Source organism: Maribacter thermophilus, assembly GCF_001020565.1.
Lineage (GTDB): Bacteria > Bacteroidota > Bacteroidia > Flavobacteriales > Flavobacteriaceae > Maribacter > Maribacter thermophilus.
Window position 1 is genome coordinate 3,952,296 of the sequence record NZ_LDAS01000001.1, and the last position, 21,510, is coordinate 3,973,805.

At 38.8% G+C, this 21,510-nt stretch carries 22 protein-coding genes; 21 read left to right on the forward strand and 1 reads right to left on the reverse strand.

All coding sequences use genetic code 11. From position 1 onward, the window contains the following. Positions 1 to 12 precede the first annotated feature (12 nt). The 20 genes from metF to AB657_RS17195 all read left to right on the forward strand — a co-directional run bounded on the left by metF (position 13) and on the right by AB657_RS17195 (position 19,094). Complete coding sequence (gene metF, locus AB657_RS17105) at positions 13 to 966, forward strand: methylenetetrahydrofolate reductase [NAD(P)H] (protein WP_047247610.1); 954 nt, start codon at positions 13 to 15, stop codon at positions 964 to 966. 67 nt (positions 967 to 1,033) lie between these two features. Continuing rightward, complete coding sequence (locus AB657_RS17110; RefSeq protein WP_047247611.1) at positions 1,034 to 2,134, forward strand: acyloxyacyl hydrolase; 1,101 nt, start codon at positions 1,034 to 1,036, stop codon at positions 2,132 to 2,134. Between the two features lie 7 nt (positions 2,135 to 2,141). Then, positions 2,142 to 2,933, forward strand: a complete 792-nt coding sequence (locus AB657_RS17115) for a head GIN domain-containing protein (protein ID WP_047247612.1) — start codon at positions 2,142 to 2,144, stop codon at positions 2,931 to 2,933. A gap of 97 nt (positions 2,934 to 3,030) precedes the next feature. Next, positions 3,031 to 3,489, forward strand: a complete 459-nt coding sequence (locus AB657_RS17120) for a hypothetical protein (protein WP_047247613.1) — start codon at positions 3,031 to 3,033, stop codon at positions 3,487 to 3,489. A 253-nt stretch (positions 3,490 to 3,742) separates the two neighbouring features. Further along, on the forward strand, positions 3,743 to 4,570 hold the full coding sequence (locus AB657_RS17125; protein WP_047247614.1) for a prephenate dehydratase: 828 nt from the start codon (positions 3,743 to 3,745) through the stop codon (positions 4,568 to 4,570). Then, on the forward strand, positions 4,567 to 5,712 hold the full coding sequence (locus AB657_RS17130; RefSeq protein WP_047247615.1) for a pyridoxal phosphate-dependent aminotransferase: 1,146 nt from the start codon (positions 4,567 to 4,569) through the stop codon (positions 5,710 to 5,712). The genes AB657_RS17125 and AB657_RS17130 overlap by 4 nt, the downstream gene beginning before the upstream one ends. Position 5,713: 1 nt before the next feature. After that, positions 5,714 to 6,574: a prephenate dehydrogenase gene (locus AB657_RS17135; protein ID WP_047247616.1), complete on the forward strand. Its 861-nt coding sequence runs from the start codon at positions 5,714 to 5,716 to the stop codon at positions 6,572 to 6,574. Beyond that, positions 6,574 to 7,656, forward strand: a complete 1,083-nt coding sequence (locus AB657_RS17140) for a bifunctional 3-deoxy-7-phosphoheptulonate synthase/chorismate mutase type II (protein ID WP_047247617.1) — start codon at positions 6,574 to 6,576, stop codon at positions 7,654 to 7,656. Before AB657_RS17135 ends, AB657_RS17140 begins: the two co-directional genes overlap by 1 nt. 144 nt (positions 7,657 to 7,800) lie before the next feature. Further along, positions 7,801 to 9,897 carry a DUF5723 family protein gene (locus AB657_RS17145; protein WP_047247618.1) on the forward strand — a complete coding sequence of 699 codons (2,097 nt, stop codon included), beginning with the start codon at positions 7,801 to 7,803 and terminating at the stop codon, positions 9,895 to 9,897. A 22-nt stretch (positions 9,898 to 9,919) separates the two neighbouring features. Continuing rightward, positions 9,920 to 10,072, forward strand: coding sequence for a hypothetical protein (locus AB657_RS18025; RefSeq protein WP_157491801.1), 153 nt, complete (start codon positions 9,920 to 9,922; stop codon positions 10,070 to 10,072). Positions 10,073 to 10,086: 14 nt separating this feature from the next. Continuing rightward, the gene (rsgA, locus tag AB657_RS17150; protein WP_047247619.1) at positions 10,087 to 11,040 is read left to right on the forward strand and encodes a ribosome small subunit-dependent GTPase A; all 954 of its coding nucleotides are present in this window, start codon (positions 10,087 to 10,089) and stop codon (positions 11,038 to 11,040) included. Then, a complete protein-coding gene (gene dtd / locus AB657_RS17155; protein WP_047247620.1) occupies positions 11,037 to 11,489 on the forward strand; it encodes a D-aminoacyl-tRNA deacylase in 453 nt (150 codons plus the stop codon). The genes rsgA and dtd overlap by 4 nt, the downstream gene beginning before the upstream one ends. Continuing rightward, positions 11,489 to 11,815 carry a nucleotide pyrophosphohydrolase gene (locus AB657_RS17160; RefSeq protein WP_047247621.1) on the forward strand — a complete coding sequence of 109 codons (327 nt, stop codon included), beginning with the start codon at positions 11,489 to 11,491 and terminating at the stop codon, positions 11,813 to 11,815. The genes dtd and AB657_RS17160 overlap by 1 nt, the downstream gene beginning before the upstream one ends. Positions 11,816 to 11,852: 37 nt before the next feature. Beyond that, the gene (locus tag AB657_RS17165; protein WP_047247622.1) at positions 11,853 to 13,082 is read left to right on the forward strand and encodes a 3-phosphoshikimate 1-carboxyvinyltransferase; all 1,230 of its coding nucleotides are present in this window, start codon (positions 11,853 to 11,855) and stop codon (positions 13,080 to 13,082) included. A 79-nt stretch (positions 13,083 to 13,161) separates the two neighbouring features. After that, positions 13,162 to 14,214, forward strand: a complete 1,053-nt coding sequence (queA, locus tag AB657_RS17170) for a tRNA preQ1(34) S-adenosylmethionine ribosyltransferase-isomerase QueA (protein ID WP_047247623.1) — start codon at positions 13,162 to 13,164, stop codon at positions 14,212 to 14,214. A 96-nt stretch (positions 14,215 to 14,310) separates the two neighbouring features. Then, a complete protein-coding gene (gene rlmN, locus AB657_RS17175) occupies positions 14,311 to 15,351 on the forward strand; it encodes a 23S rRNA (adenine(2503)-C(2))-methyltransferase RlmN (RefSeq protein ID WP_047247624.1) in 1,041 nt (346 codons plus the stop codon). A gap of 123 nt (positions 15,352 to 15,474) precedes the next feature. Continuing rightward, positions 15,475 to 16,452 (forward strand): polyprenyl synthetase family protein, encoded by a 978-nt coding sequence (locus AB657_RS17180; protein ID WP_047247625.1) that lies wholly within the window; start codon positions 15,475 to 15,477, stop codon positions 16,450 to 16,452. A 143-nt stretch (positions 16,453 to 16,595) separates the two neighbouring features. Beyond that, complete coding sequence (locus AB657_RS17185) at positions 16,596 to 17,159, forward strand: RNA polymerase sigma factor (protein ID WP_047247626.1); 564 nt, start codon at positions 16,596 to 16,598, stop codon at positions 17,157 to 17,159. Beyond that, a complete protein-coding gene (locus tag AB657_RS17760; RefSeq protein ID WP_052958745.1) occupies positions 17,146 to 17,916 on the forward strand; it encodes a hypothetical protein in 771 nt (256 codons plus the stop codon). The genes AB657_RS17185 and AB657_RS17760 overlap by 14 nt, the downstream gene beginning before the upstream one ends. A 95-nt stretch (positions 17,917 to 18,011) precedes the next feature. Then, positions 18,012 to 19,094 (forward strand): porin family protein, encoded by a 1,083-nt coding sequence (locus tag AB657_RS17195; RefSeq protein WP_047247627.1) that lies wholly within the window; start codon positions 18,012 to 18,014, stop codon positions 19,092 to 19,094. A 52-nt stretch (positions 19,095 to 19,146) separates the two neighbouring features. Here AB657_RS17195 and AB657_RS17905 read toward each other — a convergent pair whose 3' ends face one another. Further along, entirely contained in the window at positions 19,147 to 19,389 is a 243-nt protein-coding gene (locus AB657_RS17905) for a zinc-ribbon domain-containing protein (RefSeq protein WP_084696452.1), read from the reverse strand. Between the two features lie 77 nt (positions 19,390 to 19,466). Between AB657_RS17905 and dnaG the strand changes: the two genes are divergently transcribed. Then, positions 19,467 to 21,446 (forward strand): DNA primase, encoded by a 1,980-nt coding sequence (gene dnaG / locus AB657_RS17200; protein WP_047247628.1) that lies wholly within the window; start codon positions 19,467 to 19,469, stop codon positions 21,444 to 21,446. Positions 21,447 to 21,510 lie beyond the last annotated feature (64 nt).

Consider the following 21,510-nt stretch of genomic DNA (forward strand, 5'->3'; position numbering starts at 1 on the left):
ATTTCAGCATAAATGAAAGTAACAGACCATATAAAGAAAGCCGAGGGAAAAACCCTGTTCTCTTTCGAGATTATTCCGCCCGTAAAAGGAAGAAATATTAAGGAACTTTACGATAATATAGATCCTTTAATGGAATTTAAGCCTCCTTTTATAGATGTAACCACCTCTCGGGAAGAATATGTGTATATAAATAAAGAAGGACTTTTAGATAAGAAGATTACCCGTATGCGTCCGGGTACAGTGGGTATATGTTCTTCCATTCAACATAAGTATCAGGTAGATACCGTTCCGCATTTGCTTTGCGGAGGCTTCACAAAAGAAGAAACGGAATATGTTTTGGTGGATTGTCATTATTTGGGAATAGACAATGTGATGGCATTGCGCGGAGACGCCAGGAAAGAAGAGAAGTACTTTCAACCTACCAAAGGCGGACATGGTTATGCCAAAGGTCTTGTGGAACAGATCAGGAACCTGAGCGAGGGTAAATATTTACATGAAATTATAGAATCTGACAACCATGCCGATTTTTGTATAGGTGTGGCGGGTTATCCTGAAAAACATTTGGAGGCCCCTTCTTTACAATCTGATTTAAAGAGATTGAAAGAAAAAGTTGATGCAGGGGCGAACTATGTGGTTACACAAATGTTCTTTGATAATAAAAAGTATTTTGAATTTGTGGATGCGGCTAGGAACATTGGAATAGATATTCCTATCATACCAGGGATAAAACCAATCGCCGTAAAGCGACATTTACAATTGTTGCCACAGGTTTTTAGAATAGATTTGCCACAAGATCTAATAGATGCGGTAGATAAATGTAACGATAACAAAGCGGTAAGACAAGTGGGCATAGAATGGGCCATTCAACAGTCTAAAGAGTTGAAAGAGGCTGGGGTTCCTGTATTGCATTACTATTCTATGGGCAAATCGGATAACATAAAGGCCATTGCCAAAGAAGTATTTTAGGTGCATACAAGTGAATTGTTGAAGCTTTATAAAGAGAGGTAGCTCTTATTTCTTAATTTTGTTGTCCATGAACTTAAAGTTTTTTTTGCCCCTATTCTTTTTTGGCGTTTTATGTTTTTCCCAAGAACAAGAAGAGATTAAAAAATATACACTTGATGTGAACCAGTTTTATGGTTCTGTGTTATTGCACAATCCTGATATATCACACCTTATAACCAACCATCCTGGTGGTATTATTCTTGGTTATAGTAGAAAAACCTATGGGTCTAAAGAATGGGAAGAATTATATAATTACCCAGACTATGGGGCCTCTTTCATATATCAAAATATGAACAACAATACTTTAGGAGAGCTCTACGGTGTGTACGCACACTACAATTTTTACTTTCTTAAGAGAAATGTTCAACTTAGAATTGGTCAGGGTATCGCGTATAGTACCAATCCGTATGATAAAGAGACCAATTTTAGAAATAATGCCTATGGGTCCGATGTTCTAAGTTCTACTTATTTGATGCTTAATTATCATAAAGAGAACATTTTTAAAGGTTTGGGGGTAATGGCAGGAGTTAGTTTAATGCATTATTCAAATGCAAATTTTAGGGCGCCGAACACCTCTACGAATACCTTGGCTCTAAATGTAGGGCTAACGTATTCCCTAGATTGGGAAAACGAACTTGAATACATTGAAACAGCGGACAGGGAAAAGGTGAAAGAACCTATAAGATATAACCTGGCATTGAGAGGGGGCGTCAATGAAAGTGATGTTATAGGTATGGGGCAACACGGCTTTTTTATTGTATCCGCCTATGCAGACAAACGACTGGGGAGAAAAAGCGCCATACAGATAGGAACAGATGTATTTTTTTCCAATTTCTTAAAAGAGTTGATACGGTTTCAGGCAACCTCCTTTCCAGAAATGGATGTTGATGCTGATGATGACTATAAGAGGGTTGGTGTATTTTTGGGACACGAGCTGTTTATCAATAAAATGTCGGTAATAACCCAGCTTGGTTACTATGTTTATTATCCTTTTGATTTTGAGGGAAGGGTGTATAACAGAATAGGGTTAAAGCGCTATTTTGGAGATAAGATATTTGGGGCCGTGACCCTTAAGTCACATGGTGCCGCTGCGGAGGCTGTAGAATTTGGAATAGGAATAAGATTGTAATACACAGATGTCGAAAACTCAGAAATATAATTATAGAAATTTTTTTGTAGCGAAATTGGTTTTGCTATTGATGGTATCTCTATTCGTCTCTTCATGTAATTCTGAAAATGCTCCGGATTGTTTTCAAAATGTCGGAGACATTGTAAGAACAGAAGTTGCCGTAGCCGATTTTAAAAAGATTACCGTTTTTGAAGAAATAGCTGTTGTATTAAAACAGGGCGATACCCAGAAAGTGGAAATAGAAACGGGGGAGTATCTTTTGGATGGGGTAACGGCCGTAGTGGAGGGAGACCGATTGGTTCTTAGAAACGAAAATACTTGTAACCTGTTTAGGGAGTATGGGGTGACCACGGTATATGTAACATCTCCCAATATTAATGAGATAAGAAGTAGTACAGGGTTGGCAATTAGAAGTGATGGTGTGCTTTCATATACAAGCTTAACCCTATATTCTGAAAGTTATAGTAATCCTGAAACCGAAACTACCGACGGAGAATTTGATCTAAACATAAATACGTCCGATTTAAATATAGTGGTAAACGGAATCGCTTATTTTAAATTAAGGGGAGCTACCGAAAATCTAAATTTGACTGTTGCTGCCGGAGACTCAAGAATCGAGGCGGAAAACCTGATTGCGCAACATGTTAGCCTAAGTCATAGAGGTACCAATGATATTTTGGTAAACCCACAACAATCTATTTCTGGGATAATTCGGGGTACTGGAGATGTTATTTCATATAATCGTCCTGAGACGGTAGATGTGGAGGAAATCTTTAACGGGACTTTGATCTTTAAATAAGACCTTTTTGGCTTTAACTGCCTTATTAAAAAGGTGTTAAATGCGTTGTCTTTTTATTTTGTTTAATAAATAGTGATTATATTTAAACAAAAATGCTATGAAAAAGATATTTCTACTTACAACGTTCGCTTTCCTTTTATTTTCGATCCATGAAACCTATTCTCAAGAAATAACCGTTTTTCAGGGTATGTGGGGAGATGAGTTTTATAAGGACAAGGAGAAGATGACCTGGAAAGAGTTTGGTATGGCAATGGATTCTAACCCGACATCGGAAGTATATTGGACAAAGGCGAAAAAGGACTACGGTATTACCTTTGCCGCCGCTACGGCAAATCTTGGCTTCGGAATATGGTATCTTGTAAACGAGGGTGGAGACAAAGAAACTACCGCCCCGATTATAGGTTTTGCAGGTACGGCCATTGTAGGTTCCATATTCTACTGCTTGGCAAATAAGAACAAGAAGAATGCCATTTTAGAGTACAACGATAGTTTGGGGAAAACGACCTATAGGTTGGTACCATCTGAGAAAGGCCTAGGGTTGGCACTAAAATTTTGATATTTTGAAAACTTATAGGGCTATTTTCAGATAATAATTAAAAAAATCAAAAAAAAAATCTGTCGTAGGCTGGTTTTTAAATTTAATTGTTACTTTAGCCTAAGTTTTTGATATTATGAGTAAGCAATATTTCTGGAACGGTTTCTATTTTTACTTCTTTTTTAAGAGAGGTACGGGACTGTTGTAGTATATATTAACAATATAAATTTATAAAGTCCCGTTTTTCACGGGACTTTTTTTTTAATAAAAAATTGTGCCAATAAAAGTTGCCATACAAGGAATTAAAGGTTCTAACCATCATCAAGTAGCAAAAGATTATTTTGATGAAGATTTCGAACTGTTAGAGTGTCTTTCTTTTGATGCCGTTGTAGATCAATTGTTGCAGAAGAAAGCGGATAAAGGTATAATGGCTATAGAGAATTCCATAGCTGGGTCTATCATCCCAAATTATGCACTGGTCTATCAAAACAACCTTCATATCATAGGGGAACAATATTTGAATATTCACCATAACCTTATGGTTTTAAAAGGCCAAAAATTCGGGGATATAAAAGAGGTTAGTTCCCATCCTATGGCACTTTTGCAGTGTAAGGAGTTTTTTAAAAACTATCCCGAAATAAGACTGGTAGAAGATGTAGATACTGCAGAGACGGCAAAGCGGATCCAAGAACAAAAATTAGGGCATGTAGCCGCTATTGCGCCCAAGGTAGCTTCAGAATTATATGGGTTGGACATCGTAGCGGATAACATACAGACCATTAAAAATAATTCTACCCGTTTTATCATTGTAAAGACAAAGAACAAAGAGATTCCTAAGGAAGAAATCAATAAGGCATCTGTACGCTTTATTACCGACCATAAACGCGGTAGTTTGGCCACAGTGCTTAATGTTATGAGTGATTGTAATTTGAATTTAACCAAGATCCAATCCCTTCCTGTTATTGAGACCCCTTGGAAATATGCTTTTTTTGTGGATGTAACTTTTGGTGTTTATAGTGATTTTGAAAAGGCTAAATCACTTTTGAATATCATGTTAGAGGATATAAAAGTTTTAGGGGAATATAAAAATGCCATGCTATGATAGAGACGGCAGAACGTTTAAAAACAGTACAGGAGTACTACTTTTCAAGAAAATTACGAGAAGTTCGGGGGTTGATCGCCGAAGGAAGACCGGTTATCAATATGGGGATCGGAAGTCCTGATCTGGCTCCTTCTTCTAAAGTGATCGATGCAGTGCAGAATGCTATTTTAGAAGATGGCGCGCATCAGTACCAGAGCTATCAGGGCTTGCCGGAATTAAGAACGGCCATCGCTTCTTTTTACAAGAATAGCTTTGGTGTACAAGCAGATCCTGCCACCGAAATTCTTCCATTAATGGGGTCAAAAGAAGGTATAATGCACATTAGCATGGCTTTCTTGGATAAAGGGGATGAGGTGTTGGTGCCAAATCCGGGATATCCGACATACACATCGGTTACCAAGTTAGTAGAGGCGGTACCGGTATATTATGACCTAAAAGAGGAAAATGGATGGTTTCCTGATTTGGATGCGCTAGAGGCAAAAGACTTGAGCAAGGTGAAAATAATGTGGGTTTGTTATCCACACATGCCTACGGGGGCGTCCGCGACGAAAGAGCAATTTTCTCAATTGATCGCCTTTGCCAAAAGAAACAATATTCTTTTGGTGAATGATAACCCATATAGTTTTGTGCTCAACAAGAATCCGCAAAGTATTTTGGAGATAGAAGGGGCCAAAGAAAATTGTTTGGAGCTAAACTCCTTAAGTAAGACCTTTAATATGGCAGGCTGGCGTGTAGGTTTTGTTTTGGGAAGTCCCGAACATATCAGCGCAATATTAAAAGTAAAAAGTAATATGGATTCCGGTATGTTCTACGGAATTCAGAAAGGGGCCATAGCCGCCTTGCAAAGTACCGATGATTGGTACAATAGTCTGAATGACGTCTATGAGGAACGACGGAATTTGATTTTTAAGTTGGTGGATAAATTAGGGTGTTCCTTTGATTCAAAGGCTGTTGGAATGTTTGTTTGGGCAAAACTCCCAAATACGGTGTCATCGGCAGAAGCTTTCATAGACGATATTTTATACGACAAGAACATTTTTATTACACCGGGAACAATTTTTGGAAGTAATGGAGAGGGGTATATTCGATTTTCCCTATGCGTTACAAAAGAAAAAATTAAAGAAGCAATAGATAGGTTTTAAGATGAACGTATTTGTAATAGGCATAGGCTTAATTGGAGGGTCCTTGGTGAAGGACATGAAAGAAAGGATACCGGATATAACGGTGTATGGCATAGATACCAATGCCCAACATTTGGAAGAGGCGCTGGCATTGAACCTTATTGATAAAAAATCTAGTTATGCAGATTTGTCGTCGGCAGATTTTGTAATCGTAAGTGTGCCAGTAAACGTGATGGTGGCAGAGCTTCCGAAAATATTGGATGCCGTAAACGATGATTGTGTGGTGTGCGATGCGGGATCGACCAAAGAGCTGATTTGTAGTGTTTTGTCGGATCATCCTAAAAGGAGAAACTTTTTGGCGTGTCACCCTATAGCGGGTACAGAATTTTCTGGTCCGTCCGCTGCCATAAATGGTTTGTTCGAAGGTAAGACCAATATCATATGTGAAATAGAAAAGACCGCTTTTAAGTTGCAAGAAAAGGCATTGGATGTTTTTCAGCTATTGGGTATGCGTATTAGATATATGAATCCCAAGGCTCATGACAAGCACATAGCATATGTCTCTCATTTGTCACACATCAGTTCTTTTATGTTAGGAAAGACGGTAATCGAAAAAGAAAAAAATGAACGTGATATTTTTGACATGGCGGGCAGTGGATTTGAAAGTACGGTGAGACTGGCAAAGAGTTCACCGGCCATGTGGACACCCATTTTTGAGCATAATAAGGAAAACGTGGTGGAAACACTAAATGAATACATTCAGAATTTATCCGATTTTCGTGAATTGCTGTTGGCAGATGATTTTGAGGGTATTTATAATGAAATGAACAATACAAATAAAATAAAATCAATATTAAAAGGAATACCACTAAATAAGAAGTAATGGAGAATAGTAAAGAAATGAGATCTTGGTTGGACGATATGGGACTAGACCACCCATTAGTAATAGCGGGTCCATGTAGCGCCGAAACAGAGGAGCAAGTTTTAAAGATTGCACATGAATTAAAAGATACCGATGTAAATTATTACAGGGCAGGTATTTGGAAACCAAGAACGCGCCCAGGTAATTTTGAAGGGGTAGGTGCCCTAGGTTTAAAATGGCTGCAAAGGGTCAAGGAAGAGACCGGGCTAAAAACAGCCACCGAAGTAGCGAACAGAGCACATGTAGAATTAGCTTTGGAGTATGACGTAGATTTGCTTTGGATTGGGGCACGTTCTACGGTAAGCCCTTTTATTATGCAAGAATTGGCCGATGCATTGGAAGGGACCGATAAGATTGTTTTGGTGAAAAACCCGGTAAATCCTGATTTGGCATTATGGTTGGGCGGTATAGAAAGATTGTACACCGCAGGAATAAAGAAATTAGGGGCTATCCACAGAGGATTTTCTACTTACGAGAAAACAAAATATAGAAACATACCAGAGTGGCAAATGGCCGTTGAGTTTCAAAATAAGTTTCCCGATCTGCCATTGATCAATGATCCATCACATATCACGGGAAAAAGAGATATGATCTTTGATGTGTCACAAACTGCCTTGGATCTTAATTTTGACGGATTGATGATAGAAACACATCACGATCCCGATAATGCATGGAGTGATGCCGCCCAGCAGGTTACACCACAAAAATTGGTTCAAATAATGAGAGATTTAAGAATCAGGAAAGAGTCGGATCCAGAGGCGGAGTACAACGCTGAATTAAGTAATCTTAGAGCTCAGATAGATATGATCGACAATCAATTGATCGAGACTTTGGGTAAAAGAATGAAGATTTCCGATAGTATCGGTGCTCTTAAAAAACAAAAAAATGTGGCCGTTTTACAGTCCAATAGATGGAACCAGATTTTGGGAGCCATGATCTTAGAAGGAGAAAGTAAGGGGTTAAGTGAAGAATTTGTCTTAAGAATGTTCAAGGCAATTCACCAAGAGTCTATCAATCACCAAGAGAAAATAGTAAACTCTTAGGGTTCCGATTTCTTTTTCAAAATTCTAAAAAGCAGCCAACTGGCTGCTTTTTTATTTCTTGTAAGAAAATACCTAATCTCTTGGCAATATTGCTATTTAAGGGGCGTTAAGGGTTTGTAAAACAATCAACTTAAAGTTCAAGGTATGAAAAAAATTATTTTTTTAGGATTGGTAATGTTAATGGGGGTAGGTGTTAAGGCCCAATCCTATATAGGTTTCCTGTCGGATAACTATAGTGGGGTGCACGGGGTAATTAGTAACCCTGCCAATATTGCCGATTCTAGGTTTAAAACAGATGTAAACCTGGTAGGGGCAAGTGCATTTTTTAGTAACGACTACGTAGGAGTCGGACTCTCTGATCTAATGGATAGTGATTTTGATTACGACACCGATGCGGAACTGTCCGCGTCAACAAATAATAATATAGCGGGCAATGTAGATGTATTGGGGCCTGCGTTTATGTTTAACCTGACTACCAAGAGTTCCATTGCGGTTTTTTCAAGAGCGAGGGCATTTGTGACCTTGAGCGAGATCAATGGGGAGACCATAGATGATTTGGACGACGGTATTGATGAAAACCGTGATTTTATGGTAGATGAAGGTAATTTTTACGGTGCTGCCAGTGGTTGGGCAGAGATAGGGGTAACGTATGCCCATGTACTATACAATAAAGAACAGCACTTCTTAAAAGGGGGACTTTCTTTAAAGTACCTAAAGGGGGTAGGTAATATTTATACTACTGGTAACGATGTTCAAATTGCATACGATGCCGATGGAGCCACTTTGCCCGATAGTTCAACCGTAGGTACTCTTACCTCTACGGGTGAAATTAATTATGGTAGCAGTGACGACTTTGAAGGAGACGACTATGAATTTGAAATGCCCAACAATGCAAGTGGTTTTGGGGTAGACCTTGGTTTTGTATACGAATGGAGACCGGATTATAAAAACTATATGACCACCAATGCCGATGGTACGGTACATGTACAAAAAGATAAGAATAAATATAAGCTAAAGATAGGGCTTTCGGTAACGGATTTGGGAGCTGTTAAGTATGATGATGGTGTAGAGGATACCTATGATATCACCAATTCTATTACAGAGGATGATTATGAGCAGTACGATGGTATTGAAGAAAAATTAGAGAATTTATACGTGCTTACAAGTACGGAACAAGGTATAAAATCATCACTGCCCTCTGCGTTACATTTTAATGTGGACTATAATATAAATAAGGGTTTCTATGTAAACCTGAATACGGATATTTCATTGAAATCTACAGGCAGTAATATTGTTAGAAACGCAAATATATTATCGCTTACACCTCGTTTTGAAAGTAAGTGGTTTAGTTTTTACTTGCCATTTAGTACCTATCAATATAGTGGTTTTCAAATGGGAGCCGGTTTTAGGGCCGGGCCGCTGTATTTAGGTTCCGGTTCGTTAATTACTTCGTTGACAAAAGATAAAATACAAGGGAGCGATGTATATGTAGGCTTAAAAATTCCCGTTTATCAAGGAAGTCCGAAAGATAAGGATGAAGATGGTGTTATAGATAAGTTGGACAATTGTCCTAAAGTTCCCGGACCTTTAGAAAATAACGGTTGTCCGTGGGAAGATACAGATGGTGATACCGTCATGGATAATGAAGACCAATGTGTGAACGAAGCAGGGCCTGTGGAGAACAACGGCTGTCCTTGGGGAGATGCGGATGGTGATACAGTTCTAGATAACGAGGATAAATGTGTAGAAGAGGCCGGACCTGTAGAAAATAATGGTTGTCCTTGGCCAGATACAGATCAAGATGGTGTTTTGGATAAGGACGATAACTGTATAGATGAAGTAGGTACCGTTGCCAATAACGGATGTCCCGAACCGGTTGTTACAGAAGAAGTGCAGAAATCATTGAACGAGTATGCAAAAACCATTTTGTTTACATCGGGCAAAGCTACTTTAAAAGATGAATCAACCGCTGTTTTGGTGGATATCGTTAAAATTTTAAAAGAGTACCCAAATGCCAAGTTTACCGTAGAAGGGCATACAGATAGTATAGGTTCTGTACAGACCAATCAAAAGCTTTCTGAAGAACGGGCCAAAGCTGTTATGAATTTCTTGGTCAAAAATGGCATAGACAGTTCAAGGTTAACAGCTGTTGGGTATGGCGAAAGTAAACCTATAGCTACCAATATGTATAAAGATGGTAGGGAAAAGAACAGAAGGGTAGAAATAAACCTGGTGAAATAAAAAAAACAAGCATTTAAAATAAATGAAAAGCCCTTTTAAAAGGGCTTTTTGTGTGTGTTATGGATATTTGTTGCGACAGAACAATGGTGTTTTGGTCATTAGGGTGCGTGCAGGTAATGATTTTCTTGATCCCTTGTTTATATTTGATTCTGAAAGTATTATTGTTTCTTTGTAGTATCAATTAAAAAGATGATAGGAACAGTTTATAAATCTACAGGAAGTTGGTATACGGTGAAGGCTGGTGACGGGCAGTTTTATGAATGTCGTATCAAAGGTAAATTCAGGATCAAGGGCATTAAGAGTACAAATCCTGTGGCGGTAGGCGATCAGGTTCATTTTGAGCTAGAGGACAAAGGAGAACAAAATGTAGGGGTGATCCATAGTATTGTGGATCGCAAGAACTATATTATTCGAAAATCGGTCAACCTATCAAAGCAAACACATATTATAGCGGCCAACCTAGATCAGGTGTTTTTATTGATTACCTTGAACAATCCAACTACATATACCATTTTTATAGACCGTTTTTTAGTAACGGCAGAGGCCTATGATATTCCGGTGGTTTTGGTGTTCAACAAAATAGACACGTATTCGGAAGAAGAAATCGATGAGATTAAATTTTTGGCGGCCCTTTACAGGGATATTGGGTATACCTGTGTGGGTATTTCCGCTAAGACCGGTAAAAATGTCGATAAGATAAAAGAGATGATGATTGGCAAAACATCTATGTTTTCCGGTCATTCGGGCGTAGGCAAATCTACTTTGATCAATGCTATAGAGCCCAATTTAGAAATAAAAACGGCAGAAATTTCTCAACAACACCTGCAAGGGCAACATACGACCACCTTCGCAGAAATGTTTGACCTTAGTTTTGGTGCCCGTATTATTGATACTCCCGGTATAAAAGGATTTGGTATTGTTGATATGGAAAGGGAAGAGATCGGAGATTATTTTCCAGAATTTTTTAATCTAAAACATACATGTAAGTTTAATAACTGTATTCACTTAGATGAACCCAAATGTGGTGTAAAAGAAGCCCTTGAAGAAGGCAAGGTTTCTTGGAGCCGTTATAGAAGTTATTTACAGATGATTTCGGGGGAAGAAGAGAATTATAGAATGGATGCTTACGGAGAAAAGAAATGAGAACAGTTTTACAACGCGTGTCAAGAGCTAGTGTAACGGTAGATGGTAAGATCGTATCATCTATAGAAAATGGCCTATTATTACTTTTGGGTATTACGAACGATGACGGTTTGGAAGATATTCAATGGTTGGTAAGAAAAGTGGTCAACCTTCGTATTTTTAATGATGAAGAAGGTGTCATGAACAGATCTATTACCGATGTGGGCGGTGATATAATCGTAGTAAGTCAGTTTACGCTTCATGCGGCCGTTAAAAAGGGCAACCGGCCTTCTTATATAAAGGCAGCTAAGCCAGACATTGCCATCCCCCTTTATGAGGATTTTGTTAAAAATTTGGAATCCGAACTAGGAAAAAAAGTAGGTACGGGTATATTTGGTGCCGACATGAAAGTAGATTTGTTGAACGATGGTCCCGTAACCATAATCATAGATACAAAAAACAAAGAGTAATGAATATTCAAAACGCACAAAAAGCGGTAGACGATTGGATCAAAGAACATGGGGTCAGATATTTTAATGAATTGACCAATATGGCGCAGCTTACGGAAGAGGTGGGCGAAGTGGCCCGGATCATAGCCCGTAGGTATGGTGAGCAAAGCGAAAAAGAATCTGATAAATCGAAGGATTTAGGGGAAGAGCTGGCAGATGTACTGTTTGTGGTCTTGTGCTTGGCTAACCAAACAGGAATAGATTTGCAACAATCTTTTAACAAGAAGTTAGATTTAAAAACAAAGCGAGATCACGATCGGCACCACAATAACAAAAAGCTCAAATAGTACTATATTTGGGGTTCGTTTTTAATACATATATATCTTGAGACTTCATCTTTCTGGCCCATCTGACAAGCTTTTAAAAGAAACCATTAAAATTACGGGATCTAAGAGTGAATCTAACCGTTCACTATTGTTATCTGCGCTCTATGATGGGATAGATATTTTAAATCTTTCCAATTCGGATGATGCCCAAGTAATGGCCCGGGGTTTAACAAAGAAATCGGGAACGGTAGATATTCACCACGCAGGTACGGCCATGCGTTTTTTGACCGGTTATTTTGCAACCTTAGAAGGTAGCGATGTAGTTCTTACAGGTTCGAAACGTATGACCGAGCGCCCCATAAAGATTCTGGTAGACGCCTTAAAAGAGTTGGGGGCCGATATTTCCTATGTGGATCAAGAAGGTTATCCTCCGTTAAAAATAAAGGGAAACAAAATAGTAAAGAACAAGGTAAGCCTTCCTGCCAATGTGAGCAGTCAATATATATCATCACTCTTGTTGGTGGCCCCTAGTTTAGAGAATGGTCTTGAATTGGAATTGGTAGGCAAGATCACGTCGGTGCCCTATATAAAAATGACCTTGTCATTGCTAGAGGAAATAGGGGTTGAAACATCGTTTGAAAAAAATACAATCGCAGTCGGCGCTACACCAACGGTAGCCGATACCACCTTGGTGGTAGAATCGGATTGGAGTTCGGCGTCCTATTTTTATAGCATCGTGGCCCTGGCCGAAACAGGTAGCGAAATTACCCTGTCGGCCTACAAAAAGAACAGTCTTCAGGGCGATAGCGTATTAAGCGAGATCTATAGGCAGTTTGGGGTAGAGACTGTTTTTGGGGATAATCAAATAAGGCTGAAGAAAGTTTCAGAATGTCGCGAATCCAACATTGATCTAGATTTGGCCAATGCACCCGATATAGCACAAACCATTGCGGTAACATGCTTTGGCTTGGGAATAGGTTGTTACTTGACAGGGTTACATACCCTTAAGATAAAGGAGACAGATAGGTTAGAGGCGTTAAAGACAGAGTTGTCAAAATTGGGCGCCAATATTTCGGTGACCGATAAAACACTTACATTAAGTGCGGGCGATACAATAAATAGCGAAGTGGCCATAGATACCTATAACGATCATAGAATGGCCATGGCGTTTGCCCCTTTGGCCTTAAAGACCTCACTTTTTGTGAACGATGCAATGGTGGTTTCCAAATCATATCCCGACTTTTGGGAAGACATGAAAACGCTTCAATTTAAAGTGGAAGAATTATAATTCCGTATTTACTTGACAACCCCCTGTTTCAGATTGTATCTTTGCAGCCGCAATTTGCTAGACTAAAAAAATTAGCCACATGAAATTATCTAACTTTAATTTTGAACTTCCAAAAGAATTATTGGCTGAACACCCATCCGAAAATAGGGATGAATCTAAATTAATGGTGGTCCATGCGGATACCGGAAAGATAGAGCATAGGATGTTCAAGGACATGATCGATTATTTTGATGAAGGTGATGTGATGGTCCTTAACAATACCAAAGTATTCCCTGCCCGTTTGTACGGAAACAAAGAAAAGACCGGAGCGCGTATCGAAGTGTTCTTGTTAAGAGAGCTGAACGAGGAACAGCGTTTATGGGACGTATTGGTGGATCCTGCCCGTAAAATACGTATTGGAAACAAACTTTATTTCGGCGATGACGAAACATTGGTTGCCGAGGTTATAGACAATACGACTTCGAGAGGGAGAACACTGCGCTTTTTATACGATGGGGCTTATTTGGATTTTAGAAGAAAATTGAGGGAGCTCGGACAAACACCTTTGCCAAAATACATAAAGAGAGATGTAGAGCCAGAAGACGAAGAGCGTTACCAGACCATTTATGCAAAATATGAGGGCGCGGTAGCGGCACCTACGGCAGGGTTACACTTTTCTAAACATTTGTTGAAAAGGTTGGAAATAAAAGGTATCGACTTTGCAGAGTTGACCCTTCATGTTGGTCTTGGTACTTTTAACCCTGTGGAAGTAGAGGACCTTTCTAAACATAAAATGGATAGCGAAGAGTTGGTCATAGATGAAAAGGCCACCGAAATCGTGAACAATGCGAAATTGCAAAAACGTCGTATATGTGCCGTAGGTACTACGGTAATGAGAGGTTTAGAGAGTGCGGTATCATCTAACCATACCCTAAATACTTTTGAAGGCTGGACGAATAAATTTATCTTTCCACCATACGATTTCAGTATTGCAAATGCAATGATTACCAATTTTCATTTGCCAAAATCAACTTTGTTAATGATGGTGTCTGCATTTATGGGGCATGATTTGATGAAAAAAGCATATAAAGAAGCAATAATGGAAGGCTATAGGTTCTATTCTTATGGTGATGCCATGTTGATCTTAAGATAAATACAGAGTTCCTTTTAAAAGGAAATTAATTAGAATGTCCCGCTTTGTCCATATATAGAGAAAGCGGGATTTTTTGTAATACCTACCTTTGACGAGATGGAAACAAAGAAAAAAGACATCCGTGCCTTAACGCGAGAGCAATTGAGAGCATTTTTTGTGCAGAACGGGGACAAGGCTTTTCGTGGTAATCAAATCTATGAATGGCTATGGCAAAAGGGAGCACACTCTTTTGATGTTATGACCAACTTGTCTAAAGAGACCCGAGAAATGCTTGCGGCCAATTTTGTGATCAATCATATCAAGGTGGATCAAATGCAACGTAGTGCGGACGGTACTATAAAAAATGCTGTTAGGTTGCATGACGATTTGGTGGTAGAGTCCGTGTTAATTCCTACAAAAACAAGAACTACGGCATGTGTGTCCAGTCAGGTAGGGTGTAGTTTAGACTGTAGGTTCTGTGCCACGGCACGTTTAAAAAGAATGCGCAACCTTAATCCTGATGAGATCTACGATCAGGTAGTGGCCATAGATAATGAAAGCAGACTGTATTTTGATAGACCTTTGAGTAATATTGTGTTCATGGGTATGGGAGAGCCATTGATGAACTATAACAATGTACTCAAGGCGATAGACAAGATTACTTCCCCGGATGGTTTGGGCATGTCTCCAAAACGTATTACGGTCTCTACTTCTGGAGTACCCAAGTTGATAAAAAAAATGGCCGATGACGAGGTTAAATTTAAACTGGCCGTATCATTACATTCCGCTGTTGACGATATACGAACTTCGATAATGCCTTTTAACGCTACTTTTACATTGGCCGATCTTAGGGAGGCATTAATATATTGGTATCAAAAGACAAAAAGTAGAATAACCTATGAGTATGTGGTTTGGGAAGGTATCAATGATCGTAAAAGCGATGTGGATGCCTTGGTCGATTTTTGCAGGTTTGCACCCTCGAAAGTAAATCTTATCGAATATAACCCTATTGATGATGGCGAATTTCAACAAGCCTCGAATAAGGCAATAGATATGTATGTGACCACCTTAGAGAAGAATGGTATTACCGTTACGGTAAGGCGCTCTAGAGGAAAAGATATAGACGCCGCATGTGGGCAGCTGGCCAATAAATCGTAATATGGTTTTCAAAATTGTCGGTAAGGTGGCCTTTTAATCCAATACTTTGGCTTTATATTCCATACTTGGCCTTAGTTGTTGCACTTTTCGCTAATTTTGAAATTCTAAGCCAAACCAAACTGCTTGAAAATAGTATCGCAAATAAAGGAACCTGTTAATAGGGAGATGGAGCTCTTTGAGGCCAAGTTTCGTGAGTCTATGACTTCCAAGGTTGCCCTGCTCAATAGAATTACCTACTATATTGTTAATAGAAAAGGGAAGCAAATGCGGCCCATGTTCGTTTTTTTAACGGCCAAATTACTGAACAACGGAGAGGTGAACGAGCGTACTTACCGCGGAGCATCTGTCATAGAATTGATTCATACTGCAACATTGGTACACGATGATGTGGTAGACGAAAGCAATAAAAGAAGGGGTTTTTTCTCGATTAATGCACTGTGGAAGAATAAGATTGCCGTTTTGGTCGGTGATTATTTATTGTCAAAAGGTTTGTTACTGTCCATAGATAACGGTGATTTTGATTTGTTGCGGATCATTTCCGTCGCCGTTCGCGAAATGAGCGAAGGTGAGTTGTTGCAGATAGACAAGGCCAGAAGATTGGATATTACCGAAGATGTATATTATGATATTATTCGCCAGAAGACCGCAACGCTGATAGCTGCCTGTTGTAGCTTGGGCGCCTGTTCTGTTCAGCCCAAAAGCGAACATGTGGAAACCTTTCGCAAATTTGGCGAGCTATGCGGTATGGCCTTTCAGATAAAAGACGATTTATTCGATTACGGAGCCGAGAAAATAGGAAAACCTACCGGCATAGACATTAAAGAGCAAAAAATGACATTGCCTTTAATATATGCGTTGAACAATTGTTCTAAAAAAGAAAAAAGTTGGTTGATCAACTCCGTTAAAAATCACAATAAGAACAAAAAGCGAGTTAAAGAAGTAATCGCTTTTGTGAAAAAGGCTGGTGGGTTAGACTATGCCGTAACCAAAATGTTGGCTTTTAAAGATGAGGCATTGTCCTTGTTGCATACCTATCCGAAATCTGATTATAGAGATGCTCTGGAGCTAATGGTAAACTATGTGGTAGAACGAAAAAAATAACTTCATTTTCGAGAATCTTTTTCTTTTTTACACTTTTTTAGATTTTAATTTGCTGATATTTATGTAGTTAAAAAATATTTTGCTTCCGAGGCAACTATATTGCTACCAGAAGCGTCTATGTAAATAGAAGACATTTAAAAGTTTTGAAGATTATACCCTTTTATAAGAACGAAAAACAGCTCATTAAAAAGGCCATAAATGGAAATGGTGATGCGCAGCATCGTCTCTATGCCAAACATGCCCCTAAGATGTTGAGTGTTTGTAGGCAGTATATAAAAGATATTCACTTTGCTGAGGACGTTATGGTACAAGGGTTTGTAAAGATGTTTCATCATCTTCATACTTTTAAGTTTCAAGGTAGCTTCGAGGGGTGGGTCAGAAGAATTATGGTAAGGGAATGTATTTCGTACTTAAGAAAGAAGCAATTTGTGGTATATGATGATGAGGTATTCGAGAACAATCAATCTAACGGGTTTGAAATAACCACAGATGTGGATACCGAGCATATACAACAATTAATAGACGCACTTCCACAAGGATATAAAATGGTTTTTGTGCTTTATGCGGTAGAAGGATATAAGCATAACGAAATTGCTGAAATGTTGGGTATATCGGAAAGCACCAGTAAATCGCAGCTATTTAAGGCAAGAAAGATGTTACAGGAGAATTTGAAAAAACAAAATATCATAGGTTATGGAACCAGATAAATTTGAGAAGTATATTAAGGGCAAGTTGGATGAAAGGGAGATTTCTCCATCTGCAGGGGCGTGGGAAAAAATATCCGGGCAACTGGCTAAAGAAAAATCAAACGGAAAACCACTTTACTTTTGGTTTGGTATTGCGGCCAGTGTTGTTGTTCTCGTAGGTATTGCCTTTTTGTATTTGAACCGTTCGGGCAATCTAGAGCCGTCGGAAACAATTAAGATCGTGACTAGCGATAAAGATACCATTGACAAAAGCGAGATTAAAGAGGATGTTAAGGATTTGGTGGAGAAACCGTCGGAGGAGGTCGTCTTCATAAAAAAAGAGACAAATTCGGTCATTAAAGAGAACAATGTTGCCGTGGTTAAAAAGAATGTTATAAAAGGTGGAATTTCTACGGAGAGTGCAGATGAGGCATTGGTTGAAGCCAAGGAGGAAAAGGTTTTACCCAATGATAACGAACTGGAGATGCTGTTGCCGGATAGTATTTTAAATGAGAAAATTGCTGAAGTAGTGGCGCAGGTAGATAACCTGGAGGCGAATGGAGAGATAACCGATGCCGAAATAGATTCTCTACTGTTAAAGGCACAAAAAGATATTTTAAGAGAACGACTTTTTAATAAAGACAACTCTGTTGATGCCATGGCTTTGTTAACAGAGGTCGAGGGAGAACTTGATCAATCTTTCCGAGACCAGATTTTAGAATCGTTAAAAACAGGTTTTCTTAAAGTAAGAACCGCTGTCGCGGACCGAAACAACTAAATCACTAAAAATCGAAAATTCCCATAAGCGCTATAATTTGACATAGGGCCTGGGACTGGAGTTTTATTCATCAATCAAAATCAAATCAAATTAAAATGAAAACAATTACAGTATTTGTCCTTGTGGTCTTTACATTGTTTGTAACACACCACGTAGTATCCCAAGAAAAGTATCAGAGTAAAATAGGGCTTTTGAAAGAGCAAAAGCAAAAGATTACACAGCAAGAAAAAGATGCGCTAAAACTAGAGGTGGCAGAAATAAACAAACAATTGCAGCGTAATGAGATTACAGAGGAAGAAGCTCAAAAACTAAAAGAGGAAGCGGCGCAAAAAAGAGCTTTGAACATTGAAAATAGATTGGGCATCATCGATAATCAAATTGCGTTGATAGAAAGAAATGACGGTGACCCGATGCAATTGGATACCTTGAATTATGAAACGGCCCTAGAAATCGGTTTTGGGGGTAAGGACAGTGAAAATAATAGAATGTTCGGTGTTAGTATTAAAGAGAACCCGAATAGGAAGAATTTAAAATATGATAAAAGAACGTATTCCGATATAGTGGTGGCCTTAGGTTTTAACAATGCTGTTATAGAAGGGGTATCGTTGAACGATTCGCCTTATAAGATAGGTGGCAGTAGATTTTTTGAACTTGGCTGGCAGTGGCGTACGCGGATTTTTGAAGAATCTAACTTTCTAAGGTTAAACTACGGATTTTCTTTTCAGTTCAATGGTTTAAAAATAAAGGACAATCAATACTTTGTAGTAAACGAAGTTGGTGATGCCGAACTTGAGGAATTCGATTATGAGTTGGACAAGTCAAAGTTTAGAATGGATAACCTGGTTTTTCCTGTACATCTGGAATTTGGCCCCTCTAAATTAAAAAAGACCGAAAAAACGATCAGGTATTCGCTCACGAACCAGTTTCGTTTTGGTATTGGGGGCTATGGCGGGTTTAATTTGGGTACTAGGCAAAAATTGAAGTACAGTATAGATGGTGAAAAAGTAAAAGACAAAATAAAACGCGATTATAGTACCAACGATCTGGTGTATGGGTTAAGTGCCTATGCCGGTTTTGATGGGGTGTTGTTGTATATGAAATATGATTTGAATCCCATTTTTAATAACGCTCCCGTTGATCAAAGAAATATTTCTCTGGGTCTTAGGTTTGATCTATAGAGAGAGTTAGCTGTTAACTTAAAAGGGTACATATCTTAATATGTACCCTTTTTTATTGTTCTATGGCCGATTTAATATCAGTGGTAAATTCGTCTTCAAAAAACACCCCTTTGCAATGGCTGCAGCTAGCTGTTTTATGGGTGGAAATTTTAAAAAGCTTGATCCAAAAAAGATGGAAGTAATTAGAGGATATAGAAAGGCTAAGTGTCCCTAATTGATGGCAGTAGGGGCATGGAATATTGTCCAAAGGCCTAATTTCTGGTTTCCCGGGTCGCGTTCCAAAGAAAAGAATCATATTTTTCTCTTATTTACTCCAAAAGTAATAATTTTAGAGGCTTCGCACACGTGTAGATTATTGTTCGGAAAAGATAAATGATAGCAAAGAGCACCATAGATAAAGTATACGAAACTGCCCGTTTAGAGGAGGTAATAGGTGATTTTGTACAGTTAAAGAAGTCGGGGTCCAATTTTAAAGGCTTAAGTCCTTTTACCGATGAGCGAACTCCTAGTTTTATGGTGTCGCCGGTAAAACAGATATGGAAAGATTTTAGTAGTGGTAAAGGAGGAAATGTGGTGGCTTTTTTAATGGAGCACGAGCATTATACATACCCCGAGGCAATTAAGTACCTGGCAAAAAAGTACAACATTGAGGTAGAGGAGACAGAGCAGTCTAGTGAGCAGAAAGACCAGGCTAACGAGCGTGAGAGTATGTACTTGGTGTCTGAATATGCGCAAAAATATTTTCAAAGGATATTATGGGAGTCCGAACTGGGCAAGGCAATAGGTCTTAGCTATTTCAAAGAGCGGGGCTTTACGGAGGAAACCATTAAAAAATTTGGTCTTGGATACTGTTTGGATCAATGGGACGGTTTTACGACGGCAGCGTTAGAAGATGGTTATAAACTGGACTATTTACAGAAAACCGGCCTTACCATTGTTAAAGAGGATGCAAATAATCCCAATAACCCCAGAAAATTCGATAGGTTTAAGGGGAGGGTCATGTTTCCGATACACTCGCTAAGTGGAAGGGTATTGGGCTTTGGAGGCCGAATTCTTACCAATCATAAAAAAGCCGCCAAGTACTTAAACTCTCCAGAAAGTGATATTTATCATAAGAGCAAAGTGCTCTATGGTATTTATTATGCCAAACAGGCCATAGCAAAAGAGGACAATTGTTACTTGGTGGAAGGTTATACCGATGTTATACAGTTTTATCAAAGAGGTATACATAATGTTGTTTCGTCTAGTGGAACGGCTTTGACACCAGAACAAATACGCCTAATCAATAGGCTTACCAAGAACATTACGGTGTTGTTCGATGGTGATGCCGCAGGGTTAAGAGCCTCGTTAAGGGGAATCGATTTAATACTGGAACAGGGTATGAACGTACGTGTCTGTACCTTTCCAGAGGGAGAAGACCCTGATAGCTTTGCGAAGAACAACGATTTGGAGGAGGTACGGGAATACCTAAATAACAATGCAAAAGATTTTATTCAGTTTAAGGCATCCTTATTGGTTAAGGAGGCTTCGGATGATCCCATAAAGAGGGCCGATACCGTAAGGGATATTGTGAACAGTATTTCTAAGATACCGGATCGTATCAAGAAAGAAATCTACATTCAAGAATGTGCGCAGATAATGAACGTTTCCGAGAACGTTCTTTTTAGTACCCTCGCCCAAATAAATAAAAAGGGTACTGACGATGCCGTTAAAAAAGAAAAGCAAGAGCAAAAAGCTTTTGATATTGTTCGAAGTGAGCCGGTAGAGCAAAAAGTGGATATTCAGTTTGAGCTGGAGCGTAAAATTATAGAGAGCCTGTTACTCTATGGGGATCAAAAAGAAGAGTTTGAGGATTTGGTTCTCAAAGAAAACGATAAGGGGGAATTGGTTTTAGAGCCAGAATCGTTAGAAATTAAGGTGTATGAAAAAATATATCTTGATTTGCAGGAAGATGAAATAGAATTGGCAAATGAAAATTTCAGAAATGTCTATTATAAGCTTATAGAGGCTCTTAATGAGGCGGAAGAGTTTACGGTAAGTAATTTTATTGCCGAACTTGATCAAGAAATGGCAAGCGAGGTGTCTTCTATTTTAATGGAAGAAGAACGTTATACCTTACACAATTGGGAGAGAAAAGATATCTACCCAAAACCGAAAGAGGTGGGTATTGCACAACTAGTCAGCGAAACCATTTTAACCTTGCGCTGCTATTTGATTAAAAAACGAATGGAAAGTTTGCAAAAAGAAACGACCCGCACAGATATGGACAACAGGGACGTATTGGAGGAGATTATGAATTACCTGCAGTTGAATAAACTGTTGAACAAAAAATTAAATAGGGTATTGTCGTAGAGGAAAAGATATGAAACAAAAAAACCGCTTTAAGCGGTTTTTTTGTTTTTTTAAGAACGTTGGT